The following is a 25,487-nucleotide window of genomic DNA, read 5'->3' as shown; positions in this document are numbered from 1 at the left end:
AATCCTTGTCGTCTAATCGAAGGGGCGCGCGGGTGAAAGGGTCAGCCAGCCAGCTGCGCCCGATGGTCCCAGGCCTTCCAGTCGGCGCGGGCCAGCCATTGGTCCTGCGGCTGCCGGGCGGCGATGTCGGCGGCGACCTCGACCTCGTCGAAGCCCACCCGGCGCGCCATGGCGTATTGATCGGCGATCAGCCGCCCCGTCGCGCGCAGGCGACCGGTATAGCCCAGTTCGCGCAAGCGGCGGGCCAGCGTGAAACCGCGCCCGTCGCTGAAGGACGGAAAGGCGATGCCGATCAGCGGCTGATCCAGGTGGTCGGCCAGGGTCGCGGGGGCGGTGTCGGGGGCCAGCACCACGGCGGGCTGGTCGGTCACCGGATGAAACCCGTCGTCACGGGCCAGGACGGGTTCGCTGTTCAACTGCTCGCTCATGCCGAGACCTTTCCGCGGACCATGCGCCCGCCGATGAAATGGATGCCGCATTCGGATTTCTCCTGGCCGCGCCAGCGCCCGGAACGGGGGTCCTCGCCCGGCTTGACCGGCGAGGTGCAGGGCGCGCAGCCGATGGACGGATAGCCCTTGGCCACCAGCGGATGCCGGGGCAGGCGGTTCTCGACCATGTAGTCCTGCACGTCCTCGGGGCGCCAATGCGCCAAGGGGTTCACGCGCAGGCGCGACGGGGGTTCGGGCTCAAAGAACTCCAGCGCGGCGCGCTGGCCGTTCTGGAACCGCTTGCGGCCCGTGATCCACGCGTCATAGCCCGACAGCACGCGTTCCAGCGGCACCGTCTTGCGGAAATCGCAGCAGGCGTCGGGGTTCGACTTGTGCAGCGTTCCGTCCGGGTCATGGGCCGCGATCTCCGCCTCGCTGGCGGTGATGACCTGCACGTTGGTCAGCGAAAGCCGCTCCGCGACCTCCTGCTGATAGGCCAGGGTCTCGGGGAACAGCATCTGCGTGTCGATGAACAGCACCGGCAGGCCCGGTGCGACCCGGCTGACCATGTGCAGCAGCACGACCGATTCCGCGCCGAAGGACGACACCAGCGCCACCTGCCCCAGATCGGGGTCGGTGACCGCGCGGCGCAGCACCTCGATGGCAGCATGGTGGCGATAGCGGTCGTTCAGCCGCCCCGCGCGTGTGTCCAGGTTCCCGTCAAGCATCGGCGGCCACGGGATAGAGCGCGGCCTTGAACGGGGCCTGACCCAGACGGCGATAGGCGTCGATAAAGCGTTCGGACGCGTCCTCGCGGACCTCCAGATAGGCGCGCAGCAGCCGGTCGATGGCCGGGACGACCTGTTCGGCGGGGAAGCCCGCGCCCGCGCGCTCGCCGATGGCCGGGATGTCATAGGCATCGCCGCCAAGCGTGATCTGATAGTTTTCCACGCCCGCACGATCCAGCCCCAGGATGCCGATATGGCCCAGGTGGTGATGCCCGCAGGCGTTGATGCAGCCCGAGATGCGGATGTTCAGGTTGCCGATCTCCTCCTCCAGCCCGACGGAGCGGAAATGGTCGGCGATCTCCTCGGCGATGGGGATGGAACGCGCGGTGGCCAGCGCGCAGTAATCCATGCCGGGGCAGGCGATGATGTCGCTGGTCAGCCCGGCATTCGCGGTGGCAAGGCCCGCGGCGCGCAGCTCGGCGTACAGCGCCGGCAGGTCCGACTTGTGCACATGAGGCAGGGCCACGTTCTGGTCGTGCATCACGCGCAGGTCGTTGTGGCCAAACCGTTCGGCCAGATCGGCCAGCAGGCGCATCTGGTCGGCGCTGGCGTCGCCCGGCGTCTGGCCCGGCGCCTTGAAGGTCACGACGACGCTGGCATAGCCCTCGATCCGGTGCTGATGCAGGTTCGTATCAGACCAGCTGCGGAAGGCCGGGTTCGCCTGACGCTCGACCTCATAGCCATCGACGGGCGCGTTGCGGAAGGATGGCGCGCGGAAGCGATCCTTGAACACGGCCAGCGCATCGCGGTCGGCGCCGTGGAAATCGCGGCGGCGGGCGAGGAACTCTTCCTCGATCTCGGCGCGCATGACGTCCAGGCCGCGCTCCAGCACGGTGATCTTGATGCGGGCCTTGTACTTGTTGTCGCGGCGGCCGGCCAAGTTGTAGGTCGCGATGATCGCCTCGACGTAAGGCAGCAGGTCCTCCTCGGGCAGGAAGTCGCGGACGACCTGACCCAGCAGGGGCGTGCGACCCAGACCGCCGCCGATCCAGACCTCGAAGCCGGTCTTGCCGTTCTGTTCGGTCAGGCGCAGGCCGATGTCATGGGCGGCGATCACCGCGCGGTCCTTCTTGCCGCCGGAAATGGCGATCTTGAACTTGCGCGGCAGGAACTGGAATTCGGCGTGATCGGTCGACCAGCTGCGCAGCAGCTCCGCATAGGGGCGCGGATCGGCAGCCTCGTCAAAGGCCGCGCCGGCGAAGGCGTCGGTGGTCACGTTGCGGATCGTGTTGCCGCTGGTCTGGATGGCGTGCATGCCGACATCGGCCAGCGCGTCCAGCATGTCCGGGATGTCCACCAGCTTGGGCCAGTTGAACTGGATGTTCTGGCGGGTGGTCCAGTGGCCGTATCCTTTGTCCCACTTCTCGGCCAGCAGGGCCAGGGTGCGCATCTGGTCCGGGCTGATCGTGCCATAGGGGATCGCCACGCGCAGCATGTAGGCATGCAGCTGCAGATAGACGCCGTTCATCAGGCGCAGCGGCTTGAACTCGTCCTCGGTCAGGCTGCCGTCCAGACGGCGGGCGACCTGGGCACGGAACTCGGCCGCGCGCTGGCGGACATAATCGGTCTCGACGGGGCGGATATCAAACATGGGCGGTTTCCGTCTTCTGGGCGTCGGCTTGCCGATCGGCCTGGATGCCGTGGAAATAGTTGGACGGTCCGCGCTGGCGGAAGGCCTCGCGGAAATGGACGGGCTCGGGTCCGTCGGGACCGCGCCTGGCCTCGACCAGATAGGGACCGACGACGATCTCGGATTGCGCCACGGCCTGCAGCAGGTCCAGGTCGGCGATGGCCTCGTCGTCATAGACGGTCGCCTGGCGCGGATCGCGGGTCCAGCCGTCGGCGCACATCCACACATTGTGGCCTTCGCGAAGGTCGTTCGCGGTGATGACGCCGGGGCGTGCGGCCGACAGGGGGAAGGACTTGCTCATGACTGGACCTCGCGGTTTTGCTGACCACTATATAGAATTTCGTTCTGGATTCTGCACAGTGGTCGCGGCAAATAAGGACGATCGACCAAGGAGCGCGCCATGCCGGAACCGATTTCCCCCGATGCGGGCGCAGGCCAAACGCCTGTCCGCCTGGACGAGGTGGACCGCAAGATCCTGTCCCTGCTGCAGCAGGATGCCAGCCTGTCTCTGGACCAGATCGCCGATCGGGTGGGGGCCTCCAAGACCCCGGTCTGGAACCGAATCCGCAAGCTGCGAGAGGCAGGCGTGATCCGCCGTCAGGTCGCCATCCTGGACCCCGAGGCGCTGGGGCTGGAGGCCTGCTTTTTCGTGCTGATCCGCACCAGCGAACATGACCGCGACTGGGCCGCGCGCTTTCTGCGTGCGCTGCGTGAGCGGCCCGAGGTGGTCGAGGCACACCGTCTGGCGGGCGACATCGACTATATCCTCAAGGTGCAGGTCAGGAACGCCCGCGCTTATGACCGCTTTTACCAATCGCTGATCGGCGAGGTGAAGATCCACAACGTCACGGCCCTGCTGTCGATGGAGGAGATCAAGGCCACCAGCGCCCTGCCCATCCCGGACGGGGAGCGCTGAGATGGCCTGGGTGATCTGGCACAAGCCGACCTGCTCCACCTCGCGCTGGGTACTGGCCGCGCTGCGCGATGCGGGGATCGCACCCGAGGTGCGCGACTACATCGCCGCGCCGCCGTCCGAGGATGCGTTGCGCGATGCGCTGTCGCGTCTGGGCATCGGGGCGCGGGGGTTGCTGCGGCGCAAGGGAACGCCATTCGCGGAACTGGGGCTGGATGATCCCGGCCTGTCCGATGATGCGCTGATCGCGGCGATGGCGGCCCATCCGATCCTGATCGAACGGCCGGTCGTCTTTGCGCCGCATGGCGCCGTGCTGTGCCGGCCGAAGGAGCGGGTCAGTGAGCTGATCGCCCGCAATCACGCAGGTGGTCCGCCGTGATCCGGTGGGGGTGCGGGGTGCGAACCGACAGATGACGCCCAGACTGCGGCGACATCGGCAGATGCCTTAAGGATCGATCGGATCGAACGCCCCGACAGAGATGCCCAGCAGCAGCCAACGCCGCCCCTCCAGCCCCAGGACCAGGTCGAAGCTGACATGACGCGGCTGCAGCGGGACAAAGCCGGTCAGGCGCAGCTCCTGCCCGGTATCGGACAGCGCGCTGTCTAGGATGACCGGGTCGACGACCATCGCCTGCAGCAGGTCCAGCCGTTCCTCGCGCAGCGGCGTGAACAGGCCCGCCAGGCGCGTCGGATCGTTGGCCAGTGCGAATTCGGGGGCGGCGATGTCGCGCAGCACCGTGTAGTTGCCCGTCCAGTTGCCGTGGTTCACCGCCGCCAGCACGTCGCGGATCAGGGCGGTGGCATAGCTGGGTTCGACCAGGGGGGCCTCGGCCCGGGGTTCGGGCTGCGGTTCGGCGGGGGCGTCCTGCGCATGGGCGCTGGCGCCGACCAGGGCCAGCGCCATCGCGATGGCCAGGGACAGCGCATGCGCCGTCCCCGTCCGTGTTGCGGCGTGGCCTACCACGCGTAGGTCACGCCGATGCGGCCGCCGACCTGGTTGCGGTCGAAGCCATAGGTGATGCCCGCGTCGAACTGGGTGTTCGCGTCGAAGCGGTAGCCCATCGACGCGGCCAGTGCCTGCGATCCCTCGAAGCTGCCGATGCTGGTCGACACGGCATAGGTCTTGTCCTGGGGGACATAGGGTGTGTTCAGCGCCATCGCCATTGCGATGCCTTCCTTGTTGTCCTCGACCTGCTGGCCCAGAGAGCGCACGCGGCCGTTCAGCGACGACATGCTCTCGCCGATCGACCGGTCGACCGCCAGGTTGCCCTGCGCGTCCGAGGTCACGACGCCGATGGGGGTGCCCTGCGCCGCCGTGCTGGCATCCGACGCGATGCCCGCCGCGCGATAGGTGTTGGCACCGTTGCCCAGCACGAATTCGTTCGCGCGGGTTGCGGTCGCGCCATCACCGATGGCGACCGAGTTGTCGGCCGCAGCGACCGCCTGGTTGCCCAGCGCGATCGACCCCGATCCCATGGCCATCGCGGCCTCGCCGATGGCGGTCGAGCGCACGCCGCTGGCCGCTGCCAGGTGGCCGAAGGCATGGGCGCGTTCGGCGGTGGCCTGCGCCTGCCAACCGAAGGCGGTGGCGGCGGTGCCGTTCGCGACCGATTCACCGCCGACCGCGGTGGTCGACGTTCCGTTCGCGACCGAGGTATCGCCAATGGCCAGCGCGTCCGTGCCGTTGGCGATGGATTCGTTGCCGATCGCGGTCGAGAAATCCGACTGGGCGTCGGCATTCTCGCCCACGGCCAGCGAGCGGACACCCTGCGCGGTGGCCAGGTGGCCGATGGCCTGGGCGCGTTCTGCGGTCGCCATGGACTGCCAGCCGATGGCGCTGGCGCCCGGCCCGGTCGCGACCGACTCGCCACCGATGGCGGTGGTCGAGTTGCCGTTCGCCGCCGCCGTGTCGCCCACGGCCAGCGCATCGACGCCATTGGCGATGGATTCGTTGCCGATGGCGGTGGACAGGTCGGTCTGGGCGTCGGCATTCTCGCCGATGGCCATCGACCGGACGCCCTGTGCGGTGGCCAGGTGGCCGAAGGCCTGGGCGCGTTCGGCGGTGGCTTGGGCCTGCCAGCCGATGGCGCTGGCGCCGGGGCCGGTCGCGACCGATTCGCCGCCGACCGCGGTGGTCGAGTTGCCGTTCGCCGCCGCGGTGTCGCCCACGGCCAGCGCGTCAACGCCGTTGGCGACGGATTCGTTGCCGATGGCGGTGGACAGGTCGGTCTGCGCGTCGGCGTTCTCGCCCACGGCCAGGGACCGGACGCCTTGGGCGGTGGCCAGGTGGCCGATGGCCTGCGCACGTTCCGCGGTGGCTTGGGCCTGCCAGCCGATGGCGCTGGCGCCGGGACCGGTCGCGACCGATTCGCCGCCGACCGCGGTGGTCGAGGGGCCGGTGGCGGTCGCCTCTCCGCCGATGGCCACGCCGTCCACGGCGGTCGCATCGGTAGAGGCGTTGTCGCCGATTGCGACCGACAGCGGGCCATCGGCGATGGCGGTCGGGCCGCAGGCCAGCGATCCGGCGCCGCCTGCGCCCTGCTGGCATTCCTGTGCGGCGGCCGTGCCGACGGCGCCGATCATCGCGACGGCGGCAGCACCGCCGAGCAGCATGGCGCGGGTACGGGTCAGGTGGGTCATGGGATTCTCCTCATCCGTTGGACAGGGCCTTTTGCGGGCCTCTGACCGGGGGACGCGGGAAACCGCCGACCGGATGCAGGATTTGTCGAATTAATTCCCGTGCGGCCTCAGTCGTCCACGACGTTGAGGATCTTGGGCAGCGCGGGGCAGGGCAGGAGCTGGTTCTTCGCCACGTCGGCCAGCGTGTGATTGTGCAGGAAGACATAGACATGCGCGGACAGGCTTTCCCACAGCCGGTTCGACAGGGTCTGTGCCCGCGACCCGGAAATGCCGCCCGACGCGCCCGCGCCGATATGCATGGCGCTGACGGTCTCGTCCACGGCCTCCAGGATCTCGGCCACGCGGATCGTCTCGGGGGTGCGGGCCAGGCGGTATCCGCCGCCCGGACCGCGCACGGATGCCACCAGCCCCGCCCGGCGCAGGCGCACGAACAGCTGTTCCAGATAGGGCAGCGAGATGTCCTGGCGTTTCGAGATTTCGGCCAGCGAGGTCAGGTCGCCCCCCTTGGCGATGGCCAGGTCGGTCAGCGCGATGATCGCGTAGCGTCCCTTGGTGGACAGTTTCATGGCGCGTCTTCCCCCCGATGGTCCCTGCCGGGCCTGCCTTTGCATTGACGCGCGCCGTCGTCGCGCGCTATGCCCGGCCCAGCATGTTTCTTGCCAAACCTGTGCCGGCTGCCCAGATATCCCGTCTAGAAGCCATGCGCGCACGCGTCAAGAAACCCGACAGGACCTGTGAAGGACAACCATGCCCGAGCTGATTTTTCCCGGCCCCGAAGGCCGTCTCGAAGGCCGTTACCACCCTCAGCCCGGCAAGCCAGACGCCCCCATCGCCATCGTGCTGCATCCGCACCCGCAATATGGCGGGACGATGAACAACCGCGTCGTCTACAACCTGCACTATGCGTTCCACCGCATGGGATTCACGGTGATGCGGTTCAACTTCCGCGGCGTGGGCCGCAGCCAGGGCGAATTCGACCAGGGCATCGGAGAGCTGTCCGATGCCGCCTCGGCGCTGGATTACCTGCAGGCGATGAACCCCAATTCCAAGCATTGCTGGGTCGCGGGATTCAGCTTCGGTGCGTGGATCGGGATGCAGCTGCTGATGCGCCGCCCCGAGATCACCGGCTTCATCAGCGTGGCGCCGCCCGCGAACATGTACGATTTCAGCTTCCTGGCGCCGTGCCCGTCGTCGGGCCTGATCGTGAACGGCACCGCCGACCGCGTCGCCCCGCCCAAGGACACCGCCACCCTGGTGGGCAAGCTGCGCGAGCAGAAGGGCATCACCGTCACCCATGAGGAGATCGAGGGCGCGGACCATTTCTTCCGCGACGACGAGACCCACATGAAGCCGATGATCGACCTGGTGCAGGGTTACGTCAGGAAGCGCCTGACCGAGACGTCGCGCTGAGGGCTGCGGCCATGCTGGACGATGCGTTCGCCTTTCTGTGCGAGGCGGACCGGCTGAAGTCGGTCCACCGCGCCAGCGTCCTGATGGACCTGTCGCGCCCCGAGAACAGTGCAGAACACAGCTGGCACGTCGCCCTGTGGGCGATGGTGATGGGCGCCAGCGACCGCGCCATCGCGATGATCCTGATCCACGATCTGGTCGAGATCGACACGGGCGATCAGCCGATCCACCTGGATCATGACGTGGAAGGCCTGGCCATCGCCGAGGCCGCGGCGGCGGATCGCATCTTCGGTCTGGCACCGGACGGGGCGCGTCTGGCCGCCCTCTGGCGCGATTTCGAGGGGCGCGCGGACGCTGCCGCGGTGACTGCCAAGCGCATGGATCACGCACAGCCCATCTTTCAGGTACTCCAGGCGCGCGATCCGATCCCCGACCATGTCCGGATCGTGCGCGACAACCTGTCGGCCGGGCGCGCGGCGCGGTTCGAACGCGAATGGCCGCAGGGGTGGCAGGCCGCGCATGCGCTGCTGTCCGGACAGGAGGTCGCCCAGGGCGATCTGTCCCGCCGCCTGGCCTTTCTGGCCGAGGCCGACGCGCTGAAGGGCGTCCTGCGCGCAAACCGCCTGCTGGACGGATCGCGGCGCGAGAACAGCGCCGAGCACAGCTGGCACCTGGCGCTGTACGCGCTGGTGCTGGGCGGTCTGGCGGGGCCGGGCGTCGATCCGGGCCGCGTCATCCGCATGCTGCTGATCCACGATCTGGTCGAGATCGACGTGGGCGATGTGCCCCTGCATTCCGCCGGCGGGCAGGCGCATGGATCGGCGGCGATCCAAGCCGCCGAGGAGGCCGCCGCGCGGCGCCTGTTCGGCCTGCTGCCCGACCCGCAAGGACAGCAGATGCTGGCCCTGTGGCAGGAGTTCGAGGCGGCGGCCAGCCCCGATGCCGTTTTTGCCAAGGCGCTGGACCGCTGCCAGCCTGTGGTCCAGAACCTGCGGTCGGGCGGCGCGGGCTGGGTCGAATACGACGTGACCCTGGCGCAGGTGGAAAGCCGCGTGGGCCCTTGGATCGAACGCGGCTGCGCGCCGCTGTGGCAGTGGCTGCACCACGGCCTTTGCGCCCATTTTGCAGGCAGCTGATCACCGGACGGGCGTCTTGCATACCATCGCATACCGTCTTTCAATCGGACCCTTTTGCGGCTAGAAGCGGCGCGACCGTATCCACCGCACAAGGGGCAGTTCATGTCGAAGATCAAGGTTGCCAATCCCGTCGTCGAGCTGGACGGGGACGAGATGACGCGGATCATCTGGGACTTCATCAAGCAAAAGCTGATCCTGCCCTATCTGGACATCGACCTGAAATATTACGATCTGGGCATCGAGGAGCGCGACCGCACCAACGACCAGATCACCATCGACGCGGCCGAGGCGATCAAGCGCCACGGGGTCGGCGTGAAATGCGCGACCATCACCCCCGACGAGGCGCGGGTCGAGGAATTCGGCCTGAAGAAGATGTGGCGCAGCCCCAATGGCACGATCCGCAACATCCTGGGCGGCGTGATCTTCCGCGAACCGATCATCTGCAAGAACGTGCCGCGGCTGGTGCCGGGCTGGACGCAGCCGATCATCGTCGGCCGCCACGCCTTCGGCGACCAGTACAAGGCCACCGATTTCCGCTTCCCGGGCAAGGGCAAGCTGACCATCAAGTTCGTCGGCGAGAACGGTGAGACGATCGAGCACGAGGTCTATGACGCCCCCGCCGCCGGGGTCGCAATGGCCATGTACAATCTGGACGATTCGATCCGCGATTTCGCCCGTGCCTCGCTGAACTATGGCCTGGCGCGCGGCTATCCGGTCTATCTCTCGACCAAGAACACGATCCTCAAGGCCTATGACGGCCGCTTCAAGGACCTGTTCCAGGAGGTCTACGAGGCCGAGTTCCAGGACCGGTTCAAGAAGGCCGGCATCCATTACGAACACCGCCTGATCGACGACATGGTCGCAAGCGCGATGAAATGGTCGGGCGGCTATGTGTGGGCGTGCAAGAACTATGACGGCGACGTGCAGTCGGACACCGTCGCGCAGGGCTTTGGCAGCTTGGGCCTGATGACCTCGGTCCTGATGACCCCGGACGGCAAGATCGTCGAATCCGAGGCCGCCCATGGCACCGTCACCCGCCACTATCGCGAACACCAGAAGGGCAACGCGACCTCGACCAACTCGATCGCGTCGATCTTTGCCTGGACCGGCGGCCTCAAGCACCGCGCCAAGCTGGACGACAACGCCGCCCTGCTGACCTTTGCGCAGACGCTGGAGAAGGTGACCGTCCAGGCGGTCGAGGACGGCCACATGACCAAGGACCTGGCGCTGCTGGTGGGTCCCGACCAGAAATGGCTGACCACGATGGGCTATCTGGAAAAGGTCGACCAGTACCTGAACAAGGCGCTGAACTGATCACGAAGGCCGGGCAATCGCCCGGCCTTCTGCTTTCCGAGGGCGCAGGATGCATTTCTCCGTTGTCCAAATACCCCCGGGGGGATCGCCGCAAGGCGATGGGGGGCTGGCCCCCCTTTCTTTGGAACCCGGCCTGCGTTAAGGGCAGGGCGTCCCAAGCAGGAGTCCCGCGATGAAAGCCGCTGTCGTCACCTTTCCCGGATCGAATTGCGACCGCGACCTTGCCGTCGCGCTGGAACAGGCGGGGGCCGAGGTGGTGCGCGTCTGGCACAAGGACAGCCAGCTGCCCGACGGGATCGACCTGGTCGGCGTGCCGGGCGGGTTCTCCTATGGCGACTATCTGCGCTGCGGGGCGATCGCCGCGCATTCCCCCATCGCCGACGCGCTGCGGGCCCATGCGGCGCGGGGCGGCTATGTGCTGGGGATCTGCAACGGCTTTCAGGTGCTGACCGAACTGGGCCTGCTGCCGGGTGCGCTGATGCGCAACACCGGGCTGACTTTCCTGTGCAAGCCGTCGGTCCTGACCGTGGGCACCGCGGACAGCGCCTTCACCGGCGGTTACGCCAAGGGCCAGCGGATCAGCATTCCGGTGGCCCATCACGACGGCAACTATCAGATCGGCGCCGAAGGCCTGGCGCAGCTGCGCGATCAGGACCGCATCGCCTTCACCTATGCCCCGGCGATCAACGGGTCCGTCGGCGACATCGCGGGCGTGCTGTCGGAAAACCGGCGCGTCCTGGGCATGATGCCGCATCCCGAACGCGCCGCCGATCCGGTCACGGGCGGCACCGACGGGGCGGCGCTGTTCACGGGGCTGGCCACGGCGCTGACGCACGCCTGACTTGAGCCGGACCGTTCTTCGCCATAGATTGCGTCAGCCGATCTTGTGGGACGGGTCCGTGCGTGGTCACTGAGGATCATATCGAAGACAGCGCCGAACGCAGGCGCGGCAGGGTCGGCCAGCCGGTCAACCCTTGGTGGCTGCGTGCGACGATCGCGCTGATCTGCATGGCGGCGCTGGGCACGATCTGGGTCACCAACGCATGGCTGACCGATCGCTTCTCCGAGAACACGCGCGTGCGGTCCGAACTGCGTCTGGCGCTGTATTCGGGCAACCTGATGTCGGAACTGCAGCGCAATTCGGTCGTGCCCTTGCTGTTAGCACGTGACCCGGCGCTGATCGGGGCGCTGAACGGCAACGATTTTTCCACCACCTCGGCGCGGCTGATGACCGCGCAGAAGGAGATCGGCGCGGCCTCGATCCGCTTGCTGGACGCATCGGGGCGGGTCGTGGGTGCTACGGACCGCTATCAGATCGGCACGAACAGCGTCGCGGCCCCGCAATATGTCGAGGCGCTGCGGTCGCGCGACACGGTCTTCACCGTGTCCGAACTGGCATCGGGCGCCCACGAGTTCGCCTATTCCCGCGCCGTGGTGTCCGAGGGGCGGACGCTGGGTGTGATCGTCGTCGGCGCCGACCTGACCCGGCTGGAACGGTCCTGGGCGGGCATTTCCGATGCTGTGGCCGTCACCGACAGCGAGGGTGTGATCATCCTGTCGACCGAGCCGCGCTGGCGAGGCCTGACCGTCGCCGAGGCGCAGGCGGTTCGCGATGCACCCTCTGCGATCCGGCGGGCGTTCCAGGTGACGGCGGACTGGACCTCCAGCCCCGCCGACGCCTATGTCCAGGGCCGCGCGGTGATGCAGTCCGAGGCGCGGGTGCCGTTCCGCGGCTGGCGGATGATCAGTTTCACCGCTTATTCGTCCGTGCGCGAGCGCGTCAACGCCATCCTGGCGCTGCAGATCATGGGTTTCGCCATCCTGCTGGCGGGGGCGTTCTGGATGCTGTCGCGGCGCGCGCGCATCCAGAGCCAGGCCTATATGCGCGAGTCGGCCGACCTGCGCGCCCTGAACGCCCGCCTGACCCGAGAGATCGCGGAACGCGAGCGCGTGCAGAAGGAGCTGCGCGTGGCCGAGCAGACCATGCAGCAATCCTCCAAGCTGGCCGCCCTGGGAGAGATGTCGGCCGGCGTCAGCCACGAGCTGAACCAGCCCTTGGCCGCGATGAAGACCTATCTGGCGGGGGCGCGGCTGCTGCTGCAGCGCGGCCGCCCCGAGGAGGCGCTGTCCAGCTTTCAGCGCATCGACGACCTGATCGACCGGATGGGTGCGATCACCCGGCAGCTGAAGTCCTATGCCCGCAAGGGCGGCGAGGCGGTCGAGCCGGTCGATCTGCGCGCCGCGGTCAGCAGCGCGCTGACCATGATGGAGCCCCAGCTGCGCACCCGGCCCATCCGCATCATTCGCATCGTGCCGCGCGAGCGGGTGATGGTCATGGCCGACCGCATCCGGCTGGAACAGGTGCTGATCAACCTGCTGCGCAACGCGGTCGACGCGGTCAAGGGCCGCCCCGACGCCGCGATCGAGATCACGGTCGAGGCCGCGGCTCACGCCTATGTGTCCGTCCGCGATAACGGGCCGGGTGTCTCGGACCTGGAAAAGCTGTTTGAACCCTTCTGGACCACCAAGAAGCCCGGTGAGGGGACCGGGCTGGGGCTGGCGATCTCGTCCACGATCGTCGCCGATTTCGGGGGTCGCCTGACCGCCCATAACGAAAACACCGGCGGAGCGGTGTTCCGGGTCGAGCTGCCGCTGCACCGCCCCGGACAGCCCCGTCAGGCCCTGGCGGCCGAATGACGCAACACGAGAGGATGACAAGAATGTCCCGCAAGCTGAAGATCGCCATCGTGGATGACGAACCCGACATGCGCGAATCGATCAGCCAGTGGCTGGTCCTGTCGGGCTTCGAGACCGAGACCTTTGCCAGCGCCGAGGACGCGCTGAAGGTCATCGGGTCCGACTGGCCCGGCATCGTCGTCAGCGACATCCGCATGCCCGGCATGGACGGCATGGCCTTTCTGAAACGCCTGATGGGCCTGGATTCGAACCTGCCCGTCATCATGATCACCGGCCATGGCGACGTGCCCATGGCGGTCGAGGCGATGCGCCTTGGCGCGATGGATTTCATGGAGAAGCCCTTCAACCCCGACCGCATGACCCAGCTGGCCAAGAAGGCCACGCAGGCCCGGCGCATGACCCTGGACAACCGCGCCCTGCGCCGCGACCTGTCCGAAGGCCAGCAGGTCATGTCCAAGCTGATCGGCGCCAGCCCGGTGATGGAGCGCCTGCGCGAGGACATCCTGGACTTGGGCCAGGCCGACGGCCACGTGTTGATCGACGGCGAGACCGGCACCGGCAAGACGCTGGTGGCGCATGCCCTGCACGCGGTCGGGCCGCGCGCGTCCAAGAAGTTCGTGCCGGTCAGCTGCGCGGCCTATAACGACGAGGCCCTGGCATCGCGCCTGTTCGGGCCTATCGAGGACGGGCTGCCCGCCGTCGAGGAGGCCCGCGCCGGCACGCTGTGCCTGGAGGATGTAGAGGCCCTGTCCGAGGCACTGCAGGCCCGCCTGCTGGCCTTCATCAGCGAGCAGGGCACACCTGCCGAGACGCGCATCATCGCGATCAGCAACGCCCGTGGCGAGGGCCGCAAGGCCGAGGATTCGCTGCGTCCCGACCTGTTCTATCGCTTGTCGGCGCTGAAGATCACCCTGCCGCCGCTGCGCGCGCGGGGCGAGGACATCCTGGCGCTGTTCACCCGCATGACCGAGCAGTTCAGCGAGGAATACGGCTGCGAGCCGCCCCAGGTCAGCGCGCAGGAGGCCGCGCAGCTGCTGCAGGCGCCTTGGCCAGGCAACATCCGGCAGCTGATCAACGTGGCCGAACGCGCGGTCTTGCAGAACCGCCGCGGGTCGGGGTCGATCGCGTCGCTGCTGATGGCGGATGGCGAGGACAACCAGCAGGCCACCACCACCGAGGGCAAGCCGCTGAAGGAATATGTCGAAAGCTTCGAGAAGATGCTGATCGACAACACCATGCGCCGCCACAAGGGCAGCATTTCCGGGGTGATGGACGAACTGTGCCTGCCGCGCCGGACGCTGAACGAGAAGATGGCCAAGTACGGCCTGCAACGCGGCGACTATCTGTAAGGGACCATTGGGGGCGGCGCGACCTGCCGCCCCCAACTGTCCGGGTCCCGCCGTCCGAATAAACACGCGATGGTCACAGCAACACACTGGACCGCAGGAACCGTCTTCAGAAAACTTGTGACACGACCCCGCATCTGCGGGACACTGGTGAAAGCGGGGCGAAAGCCCCGTACCGGTTTTGGGTGAACATCACCCGACCGTGGTTCAACCATAGCTTGCGACCCGTCGGTTTCCAACTGTCCATTTGGACAGGAAGATCAAGCATCCCCCTGTAAACTAACCCTTTATCTGCATTTCCTGCAATTTGTCGGCTAGGCGACAGTTCGGCGCGCCCGGGGTCGCGGGACTTGCGAAAGATGCCTGTGGGGATTACGCCGCAGGAGACCACGGAAAGGCAGCCCGCATGAGCGTTTCGTCCGACGACAAGTTCACCCCCCGCTCCCCCCATCCCCGGACCCAGGCCGTCCATCACGGCACCCGGCGCAGCCAATATGGCGAGATGGCCGAGGCGATCTTCCTGACCCAGGGCTTCGTCTATCCCGACGCCGCCGCGGCCGAGGCGCGGTTCCAGGGCACCGGTCCGGACGAGTTCATCTATGCCCGTTACGGCAACCCCACCAGCCGCATGTTCGAGGACCGCATCGCCGCGCTGGAGGGGACCGAGGACGCCTTTGCCACCGCCAGCGGCATGGCCGCGGTCAACGGCGCGATGTTCGCGATGTGCAAGCCGGGCGATCACGTCGTCGCGGCGCGGGCGCTGTTCGGGTCCTGCCTGTACGTGCTGGATCTGCTGGTGCGGTTCGGGGTCAAGGTCAGCTATGTCGACGGCACCGATCTGGACCAATGGGCCGCGGCGATCACGCCCGGCACGCGGGCGGTGTTCTTCGAGAGCGTGTCGAACCCCACGCTGGAGGTGATCGACATCCGCGCCGTCGCGGACCTTGCCCATGCGGCGGGCGCGACGGTGGTGGTCGACAACGTGTTCGCGACCCCGGTCTTTTCGCGCGCGGTCGAGCAGGGGGCCGATGTGGTCGTCTATTCCGCGACCAAGCATATCGATGGCGGCGGGCGGGCGCTGGCCGGGGTGATCTGCGGCACGCGCCAGTTCGTGCGCGAGGTGGCCGAGCCCTATCTGAAGCATACCGGCGGCGCGATCAGCCCGTTTCATTCCTGGATCATGCTGAACGGGCTTCAGACCATGGACCTGCGCGTGCGCGCCCAGGCCGAGGCCGCCGCGGGCATCGCCGCCGCGCTGCACGGCCATCCGGCGCTGAGCCGCGTGATCTATCCGGGCCTGGCCGATCATCCGCAGCACGACCTGGCCATGCGGCAGATGGGGTCGGGCGGCACGATGATCGCTATGGAACTGGCGGGCGGCAAGGAGGCGGCATTCGCCGCGCTGGATCGTCTGCGGATCATCGCGATCTCGAACAACCTGGGCGATGCGAAATCCATCGTGACCCATCCGGCCACCACCACCCATTCGCGCCTGACCGACGAGGACAAGGCGCGCCTTGGCATCACGCCTGGCCTGTTGCGCCTGTCGGTGGGGTTGGAGGACGCGCGCGACCTGACCGCCGATTTGATGGACGCGCTGCAGGGCTGAGCCGGGCTGCGTCATCGTGGCGTGGCGCATCTGCAGGGGCGGGCTGACATTTGTTGTGCCGCCCCCTATATCTGTGGCGATCACGCCGGAGGCACCATGACCGAGATCCGCCCCCTGACCCCCGCCTATCCCGCGCTGGCGCGCAGCTATGACGCGGACTTCCGCGTGGACCCAGCCTACAAGGACAGCCTGCCGGACCTGCAGAACGGGCCTGCCAGCCTGATCGTGGGTGCGCGCACCGCGATCCAGCATGTGGGCATCTCGAACTTTCGGCTGCCGATCCGCTATCTGGTGCGTGACGGCGGAGAGATCACGCTGGAGACCAGCGTGACCGGCACCGTCAGTCTGGAGGCCGACCGCAAGGGCATCAACATGTCGCGGATCATGCGGTCATTCTATGGCCATGCCGATCATGCGTTCAGCCTGTCGGTGCTGGAGGCGGCGCTGGACGACTACAAGACCGACCTGGACGCGCTGGATGCGCGGATTCAGATGCGGTTTTCGTACCCGGTGCGGGTGGACAGCCTGCGGTCGGGCCTGTCGGGCTGGCAATATTACGACATCGCGCTGGAGGTGATCGACGTGGCCGGCGTGCGGCTGCGGGTCATGCATGTCGATTACGTCTATTCGTCGACCTGTCCCTGTTCGCTGGAACTGTCCGAGCATGCCCGACAGACGCGCGGGCGGCTGGCCACCCCGCATTCGCAGCGGTCGGTCGCGCGGATATCGCTGGTGATGGACGGCCCCGAGCGGATCTGGTTCGAGGATGTCATCGCGCTGTGCCGCGCAGCGGTGCCGACCGAGACACAGGTCATGGTCAAGCGCGAGGACGAGCAGGCCTTTGCCGAGTTGAACGCGGCGAACCCGATCTTTGTCGAGGATGCCGTGCGGGCCTTTGCGGGCCAGCTGATCGCCGATCCGCGGGTGGGCGATTTTCGTGTCGTGGCAAGCCATCAGGAATCGCTGCATTCGCATGATGCGGTCAGCCTGCTGACCAGCGGGCCGACCTTTGCCCAGGCATCGCTGGACCCTGCGACTTTTGCGGGGTTGCGCGCCTGATTTGCGTCCCGCGGTGGCCGGGGGAGCTGCGCGCCCCCCGGACCCCCTGCTGATGGGGCGCACCATTTCGGCACGGATGAGAACATAGGGCGAACGTCGGGCTTTCCTTGGCGCGCGGCGATGCCTATGTTGGCGGGATGGAGCATTTCGACGATTCCGATGATCTGGCGGCGGTGCCGCTGTCGCAGCGCGCGATGGCCGCGCGGCCCGCGCCGTATCTTGACGCGCTGAACGCCGCGCAGCGCGCCGCTGTCGAGGCGCTGGATGGGCCTGTCCTGATGCTGGCGGGGGCAGGCACCGGCAAGACGCGCGCACTGACCACACGGATCGCGCATCTGCTGATGCTGGGCAAGGCGCGGCCCGGGCAGTTGCTGGCCGTGACCTTCACCAACAAGGCCGCGCGCGAGATGAAAGACCGGATCGGCCGCCTGCTGGGCGATGCGGTCGAGGGGATGCCTTGGCTGGGCACCTTCCACAGCATCAGCGTCAAGATCCTGCGCCGCCATGCCGAGCTGATCGGGCACGGCAACCTGCACCTGAAGCCCAGCTTTACCATTCTGGACACGGACGACCAGATCCGCCTGCTGAAGCAGCTGATCGCGGCCGAGAACATCGACGAGAAACGTTGGCCCGCACGGCAGCTGGCGCATCTGATCGACGGGTGGAAGAACCGCTGCATCACGCCCGGCAACCTGCCCCGGGGCGAGGGTGAGGCGTTTGACGGTCATGGCGGCAAGCTGTACGCGGCCTATCAGGACCGGCTGCTGACGCTGAACGCGGTCGATTTCGGCGACCTGCTGATGCATTGCGTGACGCTGTTCCAGGCGCATCCAGACGTGCTGCGCCAATGGCAGGACCGGTTCCGCTATATCCTGGTGGACGAGTATCAGGACACCAACGTCGCGCAGTACATGTGGTTGCGGCTGCTGGCGCAGGCGCATCGCAACATCTGCTGCGTGGGCGACGACGACCAGTCGATCTATGGCTGGCGCGGGGCCGAGGTGGGCAACATCCTGCGGTTCGAGAAGGACTTTCCGGGCGCCGAGGTGATCCGGCTGGAGCAGAATTACCGGTCCACCCCGCAGATCCTGGCGGCGGCGTCCGGTCTGATCGCGGCGAACCAGGGGCGGTTGGGCAAGACGCTGTGGACGGATGCCGAACCGGGCGAACCGGTGCGCCTGATCGGGCATTGGGACAGCGAGGCCGAGGCCCGCTGGATCGGCGAGGAGATCGAGGCGTTCCAGGGCGGCCATCGACAGGCCCTGGGCCGCGTCAGCCTGAACGACATGGCGATCCTTGTGCGCGCGTCGCACCAGATGCGGGCGTTCGAAGACCGGTTCATGACCATCGGTCTGCCCTATCGGGTGATCGGCGGCCCGCGCTTTTATGAGCGACAGGAGATCCGCGACGCGATGGCCTATTTCCGGCTGGTGGTGTCCCCGGACGACGACCTGGCCTTCGAGCGGATCGTGAACACGCCCAAGCGCGGCTTGGGCGACAAGGCGCTGCAGACGGTCCAGCATGCGGCGCGGCGGAACGGCGTGAACCTGCTGGAGGGTGCGCGCATCGTCGTGGAGGAGAAGCAGCTGGGCGGCAAGGGCCTGGCGAACCTGCGCGATTTCGTGGCGCTGATCGGGCGGTCGCACATGGCGGTGCGCGACGGGGTGGGTCATGTGGAACTGGCCGAGCGGGTGCTGGACGAATCGGGCTATACCGCGATGTGGCAGAACGACAAGTCGCCCGACGCGCCGGGACGGCTGGACAACCTCAAGGAACTGGTCAAGGCACTGGAGGAATTCGAGAACCTTCAGGGCTTTCTGGAGCACGTGTCGCTGGTCATGGACCGCGACGACGGAGAGCAGGCCGAACAGGTCAGCATCATGACGCTGCACGGTGCCAAGGGGCTGGAGTTTCCGGTCGTCTTCCTGCCGGGCTGGGAAGACGGGCTGTTCCCGAACCAGCGTGCCATGGACGAACAGGGCACCAAGGGTCTGGAGGAGGAGCGGCGGCTGGCCTATGTCGGCATCACCCGCGCCGAACGCCTAGCCACGATCACCTTTGCCGGAAACCGGCGCATGTACGGGCAATGGCAGTCCAGCCTGCCGTCACGATTCATCGACGAACTGCCCCAGGAACATGTCGAGGTGCTGACCCCGCCGGGCCTGTACGGCGGCGGATACGGCGCGGCCATGGCGATGGCGGGCGGCACGCGGATGGACGAACGGGTGGCCAAGGCCGATGTCTATGCCTCTCCGGGATGGAAGCGGATGCAGGCGCGGGCCGCCGATCGCGGCCAGCCGGTGCATCGCACCCCCGTGACGATCAATGCGGCGCCCGCGTCGCGATTCACCGTGGGCAACCGCGTGACCCACGCCAAGTTCGGCGAGGGTCAGGTCATGGGCATCGCCGAGGACACGCTGACCGTTCAGTTCGAGGCCGGGTTCAAGAACATCAAGGCGGCCTATGTTCAGCCGGCGGGCGGGGGCGACGACGTCCCCTTCTGACGGCGGGACAGGCGGGGCTGTCCCGCGCGGGTCAGGGCCTGGGCATAGGCCGCGTCGACATCCGTGCCCGGATGGTTCTCTGCCAGGCGCAGCAGGCGGAAATGGATGTCTGCGACCCGCTCGTAGTAATCCAGGAAGGCGTAGTTGATCGCGGCCCCCGTCGCCGCGCCCAGGACCGGAACGGCCTGCGCGCCCAGCTTGGTCGTCAGGCGGGTCGCGAACTGACCGGCAAAGCGGGTGATCAGCGTTGACACGGTCTGCCCGTTGGTCAGCAGGCGGTTTGCCAGGAACGATTGCGCGGCCGCGTCGCCGTCCTGTCCGGGCTCGCCGTACTGGAACACCGCCAGGCATTCCAGCCGCACCCGCGGATCGGTGGTGTCAAAGCCATGCTTGCGCGCGACCTTCTGGATGGAATTGAAGATGACCGTGGTCGAGGCCACCAGGTCCGGCACGATGCCCGCCAGCCCGAACCATCCGCCCGTGGCCCCCGACATCACCGCCGCCGCCCTGTTGGCGACCAGCGGCGCGTCACGCACCACGCTGATCCCGTCGCCGCGCGCAGACAGGTCGTACAGTTGGCGGAACGCGCTTTCCATGACCTTCTCAAGTGACAGGGGCGACAGGCCCAGGACGGTGGTGGCCGCGCCTTCGGTCAGCCGGCCCACGGCCTCGACCCCGCGCATCAGCAGGCCGCGCCCGGCCAGCTGGCGGGCGGCCAGCCGGTCCAGTTCGGCCTGCAGGTCGGCGGTCGGGTCGGTCAGCGCGGTCGAGGTCATGGTCATGCTCCTGGTCAGTCGGCCCATTCCGGGTCGGTGGTAAACGCGATGGTCAGCCAACGGTTCGTGATGTCGCCGCCGATGGCCTCGCCGATCTGGTCGCGGATGGCGTCCCATTCCTCCAGCGGGCGGGGGGGCTGGCCCTGGGGGACGATGAAGTACAGCTCGATCTGGCGGCCGCGCCCGACACGGGCGACATAGGCGCGGTGGTCCAGAAAGCCGTGTTGGGCCACAACCTCGCGGGCCACGGCGTCGATCTCGGCCAGCATGTCGGAGGGCGTGATCAGCAGGATGTCGGCCAGCGCCCGGCGGATGGTCGGCACCGGCAGCGGGATCACAATCACGCAGACCAGCGCCAGCACGGCCGGATCGACATAGGGCGACAGGGGCGCCAGCGCCGTTCCCTGGATCGCCCAGCCAAAGACGAAGGCCGCCAGCAGCGCCCCCGTCAGCGCGGCCGAGATGGTCCAGCCCTGCACGTCCAGCGCCACGAAATTCGACCGGATCGACCGGTTGGCGTGACGGTTGTGGATCGCCATGCCGATGGCGACGATCAGCACCACCGTGGCATAGAGGATGGCCCGTCCGAACTGCAGCGGGTGGCCGCCGGTCAGCAGGCTGCCCACCGCCGTCACCAGCGCATAGACCGCGGCCCCCGACAGCAGGATGCCGTTCAGGCCCAGGACCATCGGCTCCAGGTGCCAGAAGCCCATCGTGAACCGCTGGACCAGCCGGGCCTGGCGGCGTTCCGACAGGCGTTGGGTGATCAGCGACGACACCAGCAGCGCGACCGACGTCATGACCGCATCCGTCAGCGAATAGATGCCGTCGAAGATGATCGACGCCGACCCCGACGCCACGCCGAAACCGATCCCCACCGCCGCCGCGACGAAGGTCATGGCGATCGACAGGCGCAGGACGGCTTGTTCGGACATCGGGCGGGTCATGGGGGTCCTTTCGGCCGCCGAACGCCGCACGCGTTCAAAGGGTTGCACGCTGCGCCGCCGTGACGCGACGCGACATCTGGCCCCTGCCGCGCGGGGCGTGCTAACGTGGTCGCCAATGATGACGGGGGCTTTGCGGTGGCGGTGATCCGGCTGTGGCTGTTCGTTCTGGCGGCGCAGGTGGTGTTCTATGTGCTGCTGCGCATGCATATCCGGTCCGGACAGGTCGAACGCCTTGAGAACCGGTGGGATGCCCGCCATCCCGACCAGGCCGGGAACACCGCCGCACGGCGCGCGTTCATCGCCAAGGCGATGGTCGGGTTCAACCGAACCCTGCGGGCGCGGCTGGCCGGCCTGGTCTTCGTGTTGCCCACGCTGGCCGTCGTGGTCATCGTCATCCTGGTCAACTGGCAATAGGAGCTGCCATGTATTATGTGCGCGTCGTCGCAGGCGTCCTGTTCGGCATCCTGGTCTTTGGCCTGCTGGATTACACCCTGCCGTCCCAGAACACGCTGCGGATCAGCAACACCTACAACCGCCTGACGGAGATCCCGCCCTCGGCCGCGATCTTCTGGGCCTCCGACAGCACCGGCACGGTCGAGAACGCCCAGGGCCAGCGCGACGTGCGCTTCATCGACGCGGTGCGGCCCGGCGGGCGGGTCTTCGTCTATCGAAACGAGGATACGGGCTGGGTCTGGCCGCCCTATTTCAAGTACGACAGCGCGAACCTGCAGGCCGAGGCCACGAACCTGCAATCCTCGGCGCGTGATCCGATCTGGGTCAGCGTGACCGCCTATGGTTGGCGTCTGCCGTGGATGTCGACCTATCCCAATGCGATTTCCATCAACACTGTGGCGGGCCCCGACGACCGCCCGACCAACTGGGCCGCGCTGATCGTCTGTGGCGTGCTGCTGGCATTGCTGACGTTGGTCTGGCGCATGTGGGCGCAGTTCCGTCAGCGCAGCACAAGGAGACCGGCATGACCAACCCCGGAACCGACCTGCACCCCGACTGGTTCGAGGGCATCCGCATCAACACCCCCGCGGTCGAACGCCGTGCGGCGACATTGCCCGCGCGCCGCAGCCTGAAGAAGGATCACCAGGCCGCGTGGCTTTTGAACGCGGTGCGCTGCATCGACCTGACCACGCTGGCGGGCGATGACACGCCCGACAGGGTCGCTCGTCTGTGCGCCAAGGCGCGCCAGCCCATCGCCGCCGATCTGCTGGAGGCCGTGGGCGTGACCGGGCTGACCACCGGCGCGGTCTGCGTCTATCCGACGATGGTCGCGCCCGCCAAGCGCGCCCTGGGCAACAGCGGCATTCCCGTCGCCAGCGTGGCGACGGGTTTTCCCGCAGGCCTGATGCCCCTGGACCTGCGCCTGGCCGAGATCCGCTATGCCGTGGATCAGGGCGCCGATGAGATCGACATCGTCATTACCCGCGCCCATGTGCTGCAGGGCAACTGGGCGGCGCTGTATGACGAATTGCGCGCCATGCGCGAGGCCTGCGGTGCGGCGCGGATGAAGGCGATCCTGGCCACCGGCGATCTGAAGTCGCTGGAGAATGTCGCCAAGGCCAGCCATGTGGCGATGCAGGCCGGGTCGGACTGGATCAAGACCTCGACCGGCAAGGAGGGCGTGAACGCGACCCTGCCGGTCAGTCTGGTCATGGTTCGCACCATCCGTGACTTTCATGCCCGCACCGGCATCAAGGTCGGCTTCAAGCCCGCGGGCGGCCTGCGCACCGCCAAGGACGCGATCAGCTGGCAGGTGCTGATGGCCGAGGAGCTGGGCCGCGACTGGCTGGCCCCGGACCTGTTCCGCATCGGCGCCTCCAGCCTACTGGGCGATATCGAGCGCCAGATCAGCCACCATGTGACGGGCCGCTATGCCGCCGCCCACCGCCAAGCGATTGCCTGAGGATCCGATGACCCAAGTGAGCGAGATCATGCAGACGATGGAATACGGCCCCTCGACCGAGGACGCGTCCGCGGCCCGCGACTGGCTGGCCCGGCGGGGGACGTTCGGCCATTTCATCAACGGCAGCTTCACCAAGCCGGGCGAGACGTTCGAGACCCGCGACCCCGCCACCGGCGAGGTTCTGGCCCGCGTGACGCAGGGAACGGCGGACGACGTCGCGACGGCGGTCAAGGCCGCGCGCCGCGCGCAGAAGGGCTGGGCCGCGCTGCCCGGCACCGAACGGGCGCGGCACCTCTATGCGCTGGCCCGGCACGTGCAAAAGCGCGAGCGCTTCCTGTCGGTCCTTGAGACGCTGGACAACGGCAAGCCGATCCGCGAGGCGCGCGACATCGACGTGCCGCTGGTCGCGCGGCATTTCTATCACCATGCGGGCTGGGCGGAACTGCGCGACACGCGGTTTCCGGGCCATGCCCCCTTGGGCGTCTGCGGGCAGATCATCCCGTGGAACTTTCCGCTGCTGATGCTGGCCTGGAAGGTGGCGCCGGCGCTGGCCGCGGGCAACACGGTCGTCCTGAAGCCCGCCGAATACACCCCCCTGACCGCCCTGGCCTTCGCCGAGATCTGCCAGGAGGTCGGCCTGCCCGCGGGCGTCGTGAACATCGTGACCGGCGACGGCACGACGGGCGCGGCCCTGGTCGCGGCCGAGGTCGACAAGATCGCCTTCACCGGCTCGACCGAGGTCGGGCGCGGCATCGCCACCGCCTTGGCCGGGACCGGGCGCAAGCTGACGCTTGAGCTGGGCGGCAAGTCGCCCTTCGTGGTGATGGAGGACGCCGATCTGGATGCCGCCGTCGAGGGCGTGGTGGACAGCATCTGGTTCAACCAGGGCCAGGTCTGCTGCGCGGGGTCGCGCATCATGGTGGCGGAATCCGTGGCCGCGCGGTTCGAAACGCTGCTGTCGGCCCGCATGGCGCGGCTGCGCGTGGGCGCACCGCTGGACAAGTCCACCGATATCGGCGCCATCGTCGATCCGGTACAAAAGGACCGCATTCTGTCGATCTGCCGTGCGGCGACCGATGCCGGGGCGGAGCTGGTCGGCGGGCAGGCGCAGGAGGGCTGCTTCATCGCACCCGGCTATCTGAAGAACATCGCCCCCGCCAATCCCGGCATGGAGCAGGAGATTTTCGGCCCCATCGCCACGCTGTCGACCTTCCGCACCGCGGATGAGGCGGTCGAGCTGGCCAACAACACCCGCTATGGCCTGGCCGGATCGGTCTGGTCGGAAAGCGCGACGGTCGCCACCGACATCGCCGCGCGGATCAAGGCCGGGGTGATCTGGATCAACGGCGCCAACATGTTCGACGCCGCGGCCCCCTTCGGCGGCTATCGCGAAAGCGGTTATGGCCGCGAGGGCGGGGCCGCGGGGATGCGCGACTATCTGGCCGAGCCGGCGGTGAAACCCGCGCGCGAGGTCGCCCCCAAACCCGCCGTCGCCGTGACGGACGGGGCCGCGCCGCAGCAGGGCATCGACCGCACGGCCAAGCTCTATTACGGCGGCGCGCAGAAGCGGCCCGATGGCGGCGCGATGTATGCGGTGCCGGGCGGGCTGGCCCCCCTGGGCAGCCGCAAGGACATCCGAAACGCCGTCGAGGCCGCGACGAAGGCGGGGAAATGGGCGGCGGCGGGCGGCCATGCCCGCGCGCAGGTCCTCTATTACATTGCCGAGAACCTGTCGGCGCGGGCTGCGGAATTCGCCGCCCGCACCAGCCGGGTCGAGGTCGATGCCGCCATCGCCCGCGCCTTCCACTATGCGGCCTGGGCCGACAAGTTCGACGGCGCGACCGTGCAGGCCAAGCCGGGCCATCTGGTCACCGTGATCCCCGAACCGATGGGCGTCATCGGCATCACATGCCCGAATGCGCAGCCGCTGGCGGGGTTCCTGTCGCTGGTGCTGCCCGCCATCGCCATGGGCAATGCGGTCGTGGCGATCCCCGCGCAGGACGACCCGCTGGCGGTGACGGACCTCTATCAGGTGTTCGACACGTCCGACCTGCCGGGCGGCGTGGTCAACATCGTGACCGGGGTCACCGCCGATCTGGCCGTGCCGCTGGCCGCCCATGACGAGGTCGCGGGCTTCTGGCACGCGGGCCCTGCGGCGGATCTGGCGGCAGTGGACCGGGCGGCGGCGGGGAACCTGAAGCCCGTCTGGGCGGTGCCCGGCCGCGACTGGACCGGCGTCCATGCGCAGGGCGAGACCTTCCTGCAGCACGCCACGCGGTCCAAGACGATCTGGCTGCCCTATGGCGCCCTGCCCGCGGGCAGCGGCAGCGCGGCCTATTGAAACGAAGAAGGGGGGCCGCTTGGCCCCCCTTTTC

Annotated in this window: 24 protein-coding genes; 15 read left to right on the top strand and 9 right to left on the bottom strand. The window is 67.9% G+C overall.

Features of this window, described 5'->3' with window-relative positions:
• Positions 1–41: 41 nt before the first annotated feature.
• The 4 genes from PRL19_RS02050 to PRL19_RS02035 are packed head-to-tail and all read right to left on the bottom strand — an operon-like array spanning position 42 to position 3,147.
• Positions 42–428 carry a DUF934 domain-containing protein gene (locus PRL19_RS02050; RefSeq protein ID WP_045981425.1) on the bottom strand — a complete coding sequence of 129 codons (387 nt, stop codon included), beginning with the start codon at positions 426–428 and terminating at the stop codon, positions 42–44.
• Positions 425–1,156: a phosphoadenylyl-sulfate reductase gene (locus PRL19_RS02045; RefSeq protein WP_127899130.1), complete on the bottom strand. Its 732-nt coding sequence runs from the start codon at positions 1,154–1,156 to the stop codon at positions 425–427. The genes PRL19_RS02050 and PRL19_RS02045 overlap by 4 nt, the downstream gene beginning before the upstream one ends.
• On the bottom strand, positions 1,149–2,807 hold the full coding sequence (locus tag PRL19_RS02040; protein WP_273743717.1) for a nitrite/sulfite reductase: 1,659 nt from the start codon (positions 2,805–2,807) through the stop codon (positions 1,149–1,151). The genes PRL19_RS02045 and PRL19_RS02040 overlap by 8 nt, the downstream gene beginning before the upstream one ends.
• On the bottom strand, positions 2,800–3,147 hold the full coding sequence (locus PRL19_RS02035; protein WP_045981428.1) for a DUF2849 domain-containing protein: 348 nt from the start codon (positions 3,145–3,147) through the stop codon (positions 2,800–2,802). The genes PRL19_RS02040 and PRL19_RS02035 overlap by 8 nt, the downstream gene beginning before the upstream one ends.
• A gap of 99 nt (positions 3,148–3,246) precedes the next feature.
• On the opposite strand from PRL19_RS02035, the gene PRL19_RS02030 reads away from it, so the two are divergent.
• Together PRL19_RS02030 and arsC are read left to right on the top strand one after the other, a co-directional pair.
• Positions 3,247–3,762 (top strand): Lrp/AsnC family transcriptional regulator, encoded by a 516-nt coding sequence (locus PRL19_RS02030; protein WP_045981429.1) that lies wholly within the window; start codon positions 3,247–3,249, stop codon positions 3,760–3,762.
• Position 3,763: 1 nt separating this feature from the next.
• The gene (gene arsC, locus PRL19_RS02025) at positions 3,764–4,138 is read left to right on the top strand and encodes an arsenate reductase (glutaredoxin) (protein ID WP_273743716.1); all 375 of its coding nucleotides are present in this window, start codon (positions 3,764–3,766) and stop codon (positions 4,136–4,138) included.
• A 66-nt stretch (positions 4,139–4,204) separates the two neighbouring features.
• Here the strand turns inward: arsC and PRL19_RS02020 are convergent, their stop codons facing one another.
• From PRL19_RS02020 to iscR, 3 genes are all read right to left on the bottom strand, one after another.
• A complete protein-coding gene (locus PRL19_RS02020) occupies positions 4,205–4,723 on the bottom strand; it encodes a hypothetical protein (protein WP_127899126.1) in 519 nt (172 codons plus the stop codon).
• Positions 4,717–6,399, bottom strand: a complete 1,683-nt coding sequence (locus PRL19_RS02015) for a YadA-like family protein (protein WP_273743715.1) — start codon at positions 6,397–6,399, stop codon at positions 4,717–4,719. The genes PRL19_RS02020 and PRL19_RS02015 overlap by 7 nt, the downstream gene beginning before the upstream one ends.
• 107 nt (positions 6,400–6,506) lie before the next feature.
• A complete protein-coding gene (gene iscR / locus PRL19_RS02010) occupies positions 6,507–6,965 on the bottom strand; it encodes a Fe-S cluster assembly transcriptional regulator IscR (RefSeq protein WP_045981432.1) in 459 nt (152 codons plus the stop codon).
• Between the two features lie 181 nt (positions 6,966–7,146).
• On the opposite strand from iscR, the gene PRL19_RS02005 reads away from it, so the two are divergent.
• The 9 genes from PRL19_RS02005 (at position 7,147) to PRL19_RS01965 (ending at position 19,474) form a co-directional block, all read left to right on the top strand.
• Complete coding sequence (locus PRL19_RS02005; protein ID WP_045981433.1) at positions 7,147–7,809, top strand: alpha/beta hydrolase; 663 nt, start codon at positions 7,147–7,149, stop codon at positions 7,807–7,809.
• 11 nt (positions 7,810–7,820) lie between these two features.
• On the top strand, positions 7,821–8,945 hold the full coding sequence (locus tag PRL19_RS02000) for an HD domain-containing protein (protein ID WP_273743714.1): 1,125 nt from the start codon (positions 7,821–7,823) through the stop codon (positions 8,943–8,945).
• Positions 8,946–9,047: 102 nt separating this feature from the next.
• Entirely contained in the window at positions 9,048–10,259 is a 1,212-nt protein-coding gene (locus PRL19_RS01995) for an NADP-dependent isocitrate dehydrogenase (protein ID WP_273743713.1), read from the top strand.
• A 172-nt stretch (positions 10,260–10,431) separates the two neighbouring features.
• Entirely contained in the window at positions 10,432–11,100 is a 669-nt protein-coding gene (gene purQ / locus PRL19_RS01990; protein WP_273743712.1) for a phosphoribosylformylglycinamidine synthase subunit PurQ, read from the top strand.
• 167 nt (positions 11,101–11,267) lie between these two features.
• Positions 11,268–12,956 (top strand): sensor histidine kinase, encoded by a 1,689-nt coding sequence (locus tag PRL19_RS01985; RefSeq protein WP_084693898.1) that lies wholly within the window; start codon positions 11,268–11,270, stop codon positions 12,954–12,956.
• A gap of 23 nt (positions 12,957–12,979) precedes the next feature.
• Positions 12,980–14,305 carry a sigma-54-dependent transcriptional regulator gene (locus PRL19_RS01980; protein ID WP_045981437.1) on the top strand — a complete coding sequence of 442 codons (1,326 nt, stop codon included), beginning with the start codon at positions 12,980–12,982 and terminating at the stop codon, positions 14,303–14,305.
• Positions 14,306–14,708: 403 nt separating this feature from the next.
• Entirely contained in the window at positions 14,709–15,911 is a 1,203-nt protein-coding gene (metZ, locus tag PRL19_RS01975) for an O-succinylhomoserine sulfhydrylase (protein ID WP_273743711.1), read from the top strand.
• A 96-nt stretch (positions 15,912–16,007) separates the two neighbouring features.
• The gene (gene folE2, locus PRL19_RS01970; RefSeq protein WP_273743710.1) at positions 16,008–16,970 is read left to right on the top strand and encodes a GTP cyclohydrolase FolE2; all 963 of its coding nucleotides are present in this window, start codon (positions 16,008–16,010) and stop codon (positions 16,968–16,970) included.
• Between the two features lie 137 nt (positions 16,971–17,107).
• The gene (locus PRL19_RS01965) at positions 17,108–19,474 is read left to right on the top strand and encodes an ATP-dependent helicase (protein WP_273744437.1); all 2,367 of its coding nucleotides are present in this window, start codon (positions 17,108–17,110) and stop codon (positions 19,472–19,474) included.
• Here PRL19_RS01965 and PRL19_RS01960 read toward each other — a convergent pair.
• Entirely contained in the window at positions 19,438–20,256 is an 819-nt protein-coding gene (locus PRL19_RS01960) for an EcsC family protein (RefSeq protein WP_273743709.1), read from the bottom strand. The genes PRL19_RS01965 and PRL19_RS01960 overlap by 37 nt on opposite strands.
• Before the next feature lie 8 nt (positions 20,257–20,264).
• Positions 20,265–21,197 carry a cation diffusion facilitator family transporter gene (locus PRL19_RS01955; RefSeq protein ID WP_273743708.1) on the bottom strand — a complete coding sequence of 311 codons (933 nt, stop codon included), beginning with the start codon at positions 21,195–21,197 and terminating at the stop codon, positions 20,265–20,267.
• Between the two features lie 105 nt (positions 21,198–21,302).
• Here PRL19_RS01955 and PRL19_RS01950 point away from each other — a divergent pair, with 105 nt between their 5' ends.
• The 4 genes from PRL19_RS01950 to PRL19_RS01935 are packed head-to-tail and all read left to right on the top strand — an operon-like array spanning position 21,303 to position 25,453.
• Positions 21,303–21,611 (top strand): hypothetical protein, encoded by a 309-nt coding sequence (locus PRL19_RS01950; protein WP_052714614.1) that lies wholly within the window; start codon positions 21,303–21,305, stop codon positions 21,609–21,611.
• Between the two features lie 8 nt (positions 21,612–21,619).
• Entirely contained in the window at positions 21,620–22,177 is a 558-nt protein-coding gene (locus tag PRL19_RS01945) for a DUF1523 family protein (RefSeq protein ID WP_273743707.1), read from the top strand.
• Positions 22,174–23,112 (top strand): deoxyribose-phosphate aldolase, encoded by a 939-nt coding sequence (deoC, locus tag PRL19_RS01940; protein ID WP_139598786.1) that lies wholly within the window; start codon positions 22,174–22,176, stop codon positions 23,110–23,112. Before PRL19_RS01945 ends, deoC begins: the two co-directional genes overlap by 4 nt.
• A gap of 7 nt (positions 23,113–23,119) precedes the next feature.
• Positions 23,120–25,453, top strand: coding sequence for an aldehyde dehydrogenase family protein (locus tag PRL19_RS01935; RefSeq protein ID WP_273743706.1), 2,334 nt, complete (start codon positions 23,120–23,122; stop codon positions 25,451–25,453).
• The last annotated feature ends 34 nt before the right edge of the window (positions 25,454–25,487 follow it).

The organism is Paracoccus marcusii, from assembly GCF_028621715.1.
Lineage (GTDB): Bacteria > Pseudomonadota > Alphaproteobacteria > Rhodobacterales > Rhodobacteraceae > Paracoccus > Paracoccus marcusii.
This window is presented reverse-complemented; position numbering and strand designations above follow the sequence as displayed.